Origin of the sequence: Okeania sp. SIO2F4 (assembly GCF_010672385.1) — a bacterium.
In the GTDB taxonomy this organism is placed as follows: domain Bacteria; phylum Cyanobacteriota; class Cyanobacteriia; order Cyanobacteriales; family Microcoleaceae; genus Trichodesmium.
On the sequence record NZ_JAAHGT010000551.1, the window covers coordinates 1 to 6,455 of the forward strand.

The 6,455-nt window shown below is 32.8% G+C and carries 4 protein-coding genes; 2 read left to right on the plus strand and 2 right to left on the minus strand.

Features of this window, described 5'->3' with window-relative positions; all coding sequences use genetic code 11:
- The first annotated feature begins 1,434 nt into the window (after positions 1-1,434).
- Complete coding sequence (locus F6K22_RS27270) at positions 1,435-2,562, plus strand: site-2 protease family protein (protein WP_293105317.1); 1,128 nt, start codon at positions 1,435-1,437, stop codon at positions 2,560-2,562.
- A gap of 329 nt (positions 2,563-2,891) precedes the next feature.
- On the opposite strand, the gene phnC is transcribed toward F6K22_RS27270, so the two are convergent.
- Positions 2,892-3,686, minus strand: a complete 795-nt coding sequence (phnC, locus tag F6K22_RS27275; protein ID WP_293105319.1) for a phosphonate ABC transporter ATP-binding protein — start codon at positions 3,684-3,686, stop codon at positions 2,892-2,894.
- Positions 3,687-4,099: 413 nt separating this feature from the next.
- On the opposite strand from phnC, the gene F6K22_RS27280 reads away from it, so the two are divergent.
- Entirely contained in the window at positions 4,100-5,134 is a 1,035-nt protein-coding gene (locus tag F6K22_RS27280) for a cyanophycinase (protein ID WP_293105321.1), read from the plus strand.
- Between the two features lie 401 nt (positions 5,135-5,535).
- Here the strand turns inward: F6K22_RS27280 and F6K22_RS27285 are convergent.
- The coding region (locus tag F6K22_RS27285) for a hypothetical protein (RefSeq protein WP_293105324.1) at positions 5,536-6,455 on the minus strand (920 nt) is incomplete at its 5' end.

Sequence of the window (6,455 nt, forward strand, 5' to 3'; positions counted from 1 at the left end):
CTCCGCGAACGCACCACACCCCCATCTATTCTCAATAATAGTGGGATTTTAGTTGAACTATTCTTCAGCTTATTTGATAAGTCCACCTCTATATATAGCTTTCAGCTACCTTGTCACCCCGTGAGCGTTTAAATACACAACAGCTTAAGTATATTTTTTGCTGACGGAATGCTCCGCAAATATGTTGCATAGCAAAATAGTTATCAGTTAGCCTACTAGGTCTTCAATAATTAATAATTAATAATTAATAATTAATAATTACCTCTTCTTATAACATTGAGGATTGGCGCTCAAGGAATTTTTTTCTTCTCTTGGTTGATTGGAGGCAAGCGTTCGCGTAGCGTCCCGGAGGGAACGGAGACCTCGCCATCCCATCCTAACGGACTGCGAGCAATTCATGTCGCGAAGCGAAACAACCGCTGTCTTGGTCGATTGGATATGCCGAGGAGACCTCGGCATCCCTCGACCGCTTTTTTCTCCATGAATGGAGAGGCTTTATACCTTAATTTTCCGGTAACTGCGTCAAATTATCTACCATTCAAACAAATCATCTATTACTCGATAAAATAATAGATTTTTATATGATTTTAGACGATTATGGTTAGATTTAAACTATAAAAAAACTGATATTTGATTGGTGTTTTCGGAGGATACTAAATTCCTATTCAAACAACTATTTATATGTTCCTTAATTTTTTATTTTGACTTAAATAGACTTTTGGTGAAAATCAGATTATCTCTAAGCATTCAGCAATTAGCTATCAGCTATCAGCGTAAAAAGATAATCATTCAATACTTCATAGCTGTTAACTAAGTTCCTCCGCAGGAGGCTAGCTGACGGCTGAAAATTTACATCTACTTACTGTTTAAAGCTGATAGCTAGTTAATATTTTTTACCTGCTATTTATATTTACAATAATTAGTTTAAAAATAAATTTTCTTCTCTCAGTTACTATTAAGACAATCTTGAAAAAATAATCTTATAAATAGTGTATAGCGGCAATAAAGAAGAATAAAAGTGTGAATAAGATAGGGAATAAGGAACAAAAATGGTAAATTTTATTGCTAAATCATATCAATAACTTTGATACAAAAAACAGAAAGTTATAATAAATATCGACTATTGGTAGCGAACATTTATAAAATTGATATAACACCTATATTAATTGATAATTCACATATAATTATTATTTCACTATGCACATCCTAAGTTCTGTACCTCAGTCAATTGGAAGAAGCCATATATTGCGATCAAATATGGGAAATTTTCTGACAATATAATTTAGTTAACTTTCCTATAACCGAACATTGGGGGAGGGATACCACTATATCAATAAACAACAAAGGTTATTTATATTTTGTTAGAGTAAATATGTGAATTTCAAAGAGGTAAAAACTAGCCTTAACTAAAGATTAACTTAAGAGGATAAATTTATGAATGGATCTTTTCGTGTCGGGAACCTATTTGGCATACCATTTTATATTAACTCATCCTGGTTTCTAGTCTTGGGTCTGCTTACTTTTACTTACGGTGGCAACCTAGCAACTCAATTTCCTCAAGAATTGGGTGGAATTTTTCCTTGGATACTAGGATTAATAACAGCATTATTGTTATTTTCCTCTGTCTTAGCTCATGAGTTAGGACATAGTTTTGTTGCTCTATCTCAAGGAATAGAAGTAAAATCAATTACCCTATTTATCTTCGGAGGTTTAGCGAGTTTAGATAGAGAATCTAAAACTCCCGCAGAAGCATTTTGGGTAGCAATTGCTGGTCCTTTAGTTAGTATAGTATTATTCGGTTTATTCACAGCAATTAATATTTATGCAGCCACTACCGGACCAGTAGCATCAATTATTCAACTCTTAGCTTACATCAACTTAGTCCTAGCATTATTTAATCTAATTCCTGGTTTACCACTTGATGGTGGTAATATTCTGAAATCTATTGTTTGGAAAATCACTAATAACCCTTACAAAGGAATTATTTTTGCTAGTAGAGTAGGTCAAGCATTTGGTTGGTTAGCAATAATTTCTGGTTTAATTCCCACTTTTTTATTTAGTAGTTTTCCTAATTTTTGGAATATTCTCATTGGTTTGTTTCTCCTACAAAATGCTGGTCGTTCTGCCCAATATGGAGAAATTCAAGGTGCACTTGCAGATTTAACTGCTGTAGATGCTATTGTTCCTGATAATCCAATTGTGTCAGAAAATCTGTCTTTACGAGAATTTGTGAATGAATATATTATTGGGAAAGAAAGTAGAAAGGAGTTTTTAGTTACAGATGAAGTAGGGCAGTTATTAGGAATAATTAATGTTGATGATTTGAAAATAGTTAATACTTCAGAATGGCCTTTAGTAAAGGTGAAAGAATTAATGAAACCTGTAACAAACATGGAGGCTGTAAATGCTCAAACTACCCTATTAGAAGTAGTTTCTTTGTTAGAACAAAAGCAAATTAATGAGCTAACTGTTATTGGTGAAAATGGTGTTTTAGTTGGGTTGATTGAAAAATCTTCAATTAGGCGTTTGTTAGAAAAAAAATCTCAAGCTAAACCTGCTTAACAAGCAGAAAAGCTTTAGTTTGTAAAATTGGATTTGTTTTTATATATCTTTCTTTGGATAAAAGGTATCATACTAAATCCAGTTTATAGACTATCGTTTTATATAGATGAGGAGATAGGGTGTAGGGTAAATGGGGAGAGAGTTTAAGTTTATTTAGCATAAAATATCTTGAGTAATCAGATTTGGTATCAGGTGTATAAATGATGGCAAAAAGAATAAACAAATTAATAGTTCCTTATAGTTTTCCAGATCATTTTACTTTAACTATCTATGCATGAATTTTGTTATGAAACTATTCCCTATTCCCAATTTACTATAAGTTAGTTCAATTAAACCAATTCTCCATGACCAGTCAAAATAAGTTCTGCTGCTGCTGCACCATAAAGTTTGTCAAGTTTATTATCGTCAAGATTAACTGTTGTACCATCAAATACAACCTCTCCATTTTTCAGAGCAATACTCCGCTCAAAATAGCGACGTACCATTTGAACTTGATGTAGAGAACTAACAATAGTAATGCAATTTTCCTGATTAAGTTCGCATAATAATTCCATTATCCTACGAGCAGACTCCGGGTCTAAGGAAGCAATAGGTTCATCTGCTAGAATAATTTTAGCTCTCTGTACTAAACAACGAGCGATCGCTACCCTTTGTTGTTGTCCCCCGGAAAGTTGAGAAGCTCTTTTATAAGCTTGCTCTAAAATTCCTACTCTTTCTAATGCAGTAAGTGCTTGTATTTTTTCCTCTTTTGTAAATAGACGTAGTGCTGAATTTACTAGAGACATTTTTCCTAGATTTCCCACTAAAACATTTTCAATAACTGTCAGTCGGTTAACTAAATTAAACTGCTGAAAAATGCAACCTATTTGGCAACGTAATTTTCTAATATTGGAGTGAAATTTACCATTTGTTTGTAAGGTTGTACCAAATACATAAATTGTACCTTTGTCTCCTTTTTCTAAACCATTGATATGTCGTAGCAAAGTAGATTTTCCAGAGCCAGAAGCACCAACTATAGCAACCATTTCACCTACTTCAATACTGAAGTTTACTTGTTTCAGAGCAGGTTTACCTTTAAAATTTTTATCAAGATTTTTAACTTCTATAGCTTTGTATTTAGACATTTTTCTTCAACAGCATCAATCGAGTTAGTATATATTACAACTTTTTGGTTAACTTGTGGTTATTTTTCTGTTAAAAAAAGCAACAGGGGCCAAAGTTAATAATTGAGATCAAATTATCGTGATAAGTACCTAAAGAAAATTATTTACCGAAAAATTATGGTTACTAGCCTCCTCTTTTAAGGGGATAAAAAGCGGTCGAGAGATGGCGAGGTTTTCTCGCCATATCTAATCGACCAAGAGAAAAGAGCATATTCCTGATGTCAATCCCGAAACTTCAGCTAGAAGTACTGATAACTAATAACTAAAATGACCTATTGTAATTCTATGACATCTTTAGCAGGCAAAAAAATTCAGCTTGTATAGATATGTAATAAATTTTGTGTACTTGCTTATTAACATCTAGGAATTTATTTATGAGGTTTCTTTTATTGTTAAATTCGCTTTTAATTTCTTTATTCAAAAAATCACTAAAAATAACAGTAGTTTTATTATTAATAGTTGTCATAGTATTAGTTTTTCCTCCCCAGGCAAAAAGCTACAGTTATCCAAAGAACAATTCTGCTCATCTTGGTCTACAAGAAGCTGGCCCAGCTTATAACTTTGGTGGTGGTGGCCTTGATGTGGACGAAGCAATTCAGTGGATGATTAATCATGTCCGAGGATGCTATGTTCGTGAGAAGAAAGTAGATGTGATTGTAATTCGTGACTCTGGTAGCGATGCCTATAATCAACCAATTCTTGCTATGGAGGGGGTAGACTCAGTTAAGACTCTAATCATTTCTGGTCGAAAGGATGCTCAACAGGAGAATGTTGTAGAGCATATTCAAGATGCTGAGGTAATTTTCTTTGCAGGTGGTGACCAGTGTCAATACTTGCGGAATTATCGAAATACAGGAGTGGAGGAAGCTATAAAATCTGTCATTGCCAAAGGTGGGGCAGTTGGTGGGACAAGTGCTGGAGCAATGATTCAAAGTAATTTTGTCTTCAATGCTTGTTCTGAGACAGTCACCAGTGAAACTGCATTAAAAAATCCATACGAAGATATTACTCTGAGTCAAGATTTTTTCCACTGGCAAAATTTATCCAATACTATTATAGATACCCATTTCTCTAAGCGGGACCGTATGGGTCGGTTGATGACATTTGTTGCTCGTTTACTCCGGGATGGAATGTCTTCTACTATTCTAGGTATTGGTATTGATGAAAATACTTCGTTAATTGTGGATCAAAATGGTTTAGCTAAAGTAATGGGAGATAAGTTTGTTTATTTTGTTTTGGGAGACCATTTACCAGAGGAATGTGAACCTCAAACTCCACTAACTTTTAGTAGGTTCAAAATCTGGAAAAGGGGAAATGGTGAAACTTTTGATTTGAGTAATAGAGTGTTAAATGATGATTATTATCAGGTTAGTGTTGAGAAGGGAGAAATTGATTCAAATCCTTATTAAAGTGGGGATTTAAATCTCTTTGCATTGAAGATATACGAGTAATAAACAAACTACCTTTGCTGGAGAGTAAAAATCCAAGCAAGTAAACCTAATCGTAGACAGAGGAAAGTCTAATTTCTTGACTGTTGAAAGCTAGCTTTGCTTTAAAGTCGTAACTTTAAAAGGGATGTGTTAATTAACTTTAGCACATCCTTAAATTTTTCAATTTCAGTAAATTAGTTTTCGCAAAAGTGATTTTCTGATAAATTTTTTGCGATAGAGAGATAGAAGGCGATCGCCAACTACCTTAAATAGTACCTAAAAGATTATTTTTCTATTATTAGGAAATATCTAATACCAAGTCTAGTTTATCAGACAGAGTTATAATTTTTTCCTGATACCTTCCATAAACTGAATAGAGTTTAGTATAAATCAACTTCACCATCTGTTCCACCAAGTTTTTTGGTACTATAGTATTTTTCTCTAATAACTTTCGGTTCCTCATTACTCAATAATTCTTGCACACTCTCACTTCCTTCTAATGCAATATAATGAGCAGCTTTAAGCATACGATCGCTACTATCTATTTCTTCAATCATTGCTTGATTATTATACATTGCTAAAATCAATATATAGTTTTTCTTTAATCTATTATTCTGTTCATTCCGCAAAGCATTTGAGATAGATTTTATCTGACTATCCTCCACATATTTATCTGATATATCTCCTAGATAAAGCCAACTTTCTGTTGCCATTAATTTTTCTACAATAGAAGCTCCACCTACAGAATATTCAACTATTTTTTCCCAAATAAACTTCTCAATTTGAGCTGAAAAACGAAATGATCTTAACGCAACTGCCCGAATATATTCACTTATTTGTAATGAGTTGTTTTCATAATAAGCTATTACTGGAAATATGCTATTATTAGCATATCCTTGTTTAGACAAATTCTCCAAAACTTGCAATAGGTTACTAAAAATCCAAGGTTGTTCGCACAAAATATCAACTGTCTTTTCTTTTATTTCTTCAAGACCAAGTAAAGATAATTTGTTAAAAGCAAAACGGATAGAAGACTTTAATTTTTTTGTTCTACTAATTTTTTCTGTATTATCTGGTTGTTTTGATAAATCAGATAATTTTATCCAGCTATCAAGAAATAATTTAATAAGCTCTTCTCGTAATATATTCTTTTTTTCAATCCAATCATAGTTAAAATTATGAAAACTTATAGCCCAATTTTGAATCTCTTCATCATTAATATCATCAACTAATATTGGTAACTTTAATTCTGGTTTTTCCTTAAGTTCTTTCTGTAGTTTTGTTTCACTCCATAAATACT

What these genes read in the sequence shown, in the direction of transcription:
- F6K22_RS27270 (WP_293105317.1), top strand. Translation starts at nt 1,435, where the DNA reads ATGAATGGATCTTTTCGTGTCGGGAACCTATTTGGCATACCATTTTAT.
- phnC (WP_293105319.1), bottom strand. Translation starts at nt 3,686, where the DNA reads ATGTCTAAATACAAAGCTATAGAAGTTAAAAATCTTGATAAAAATTTT.
- F6K22_RS27280 (WP_293105321.1), top strand. Translation starts at nt 4,100, where the DNA reads ATGAGGTTTCTTTTATTGTTAAATTCGCTTTTAATTTCTTTATTCAAA.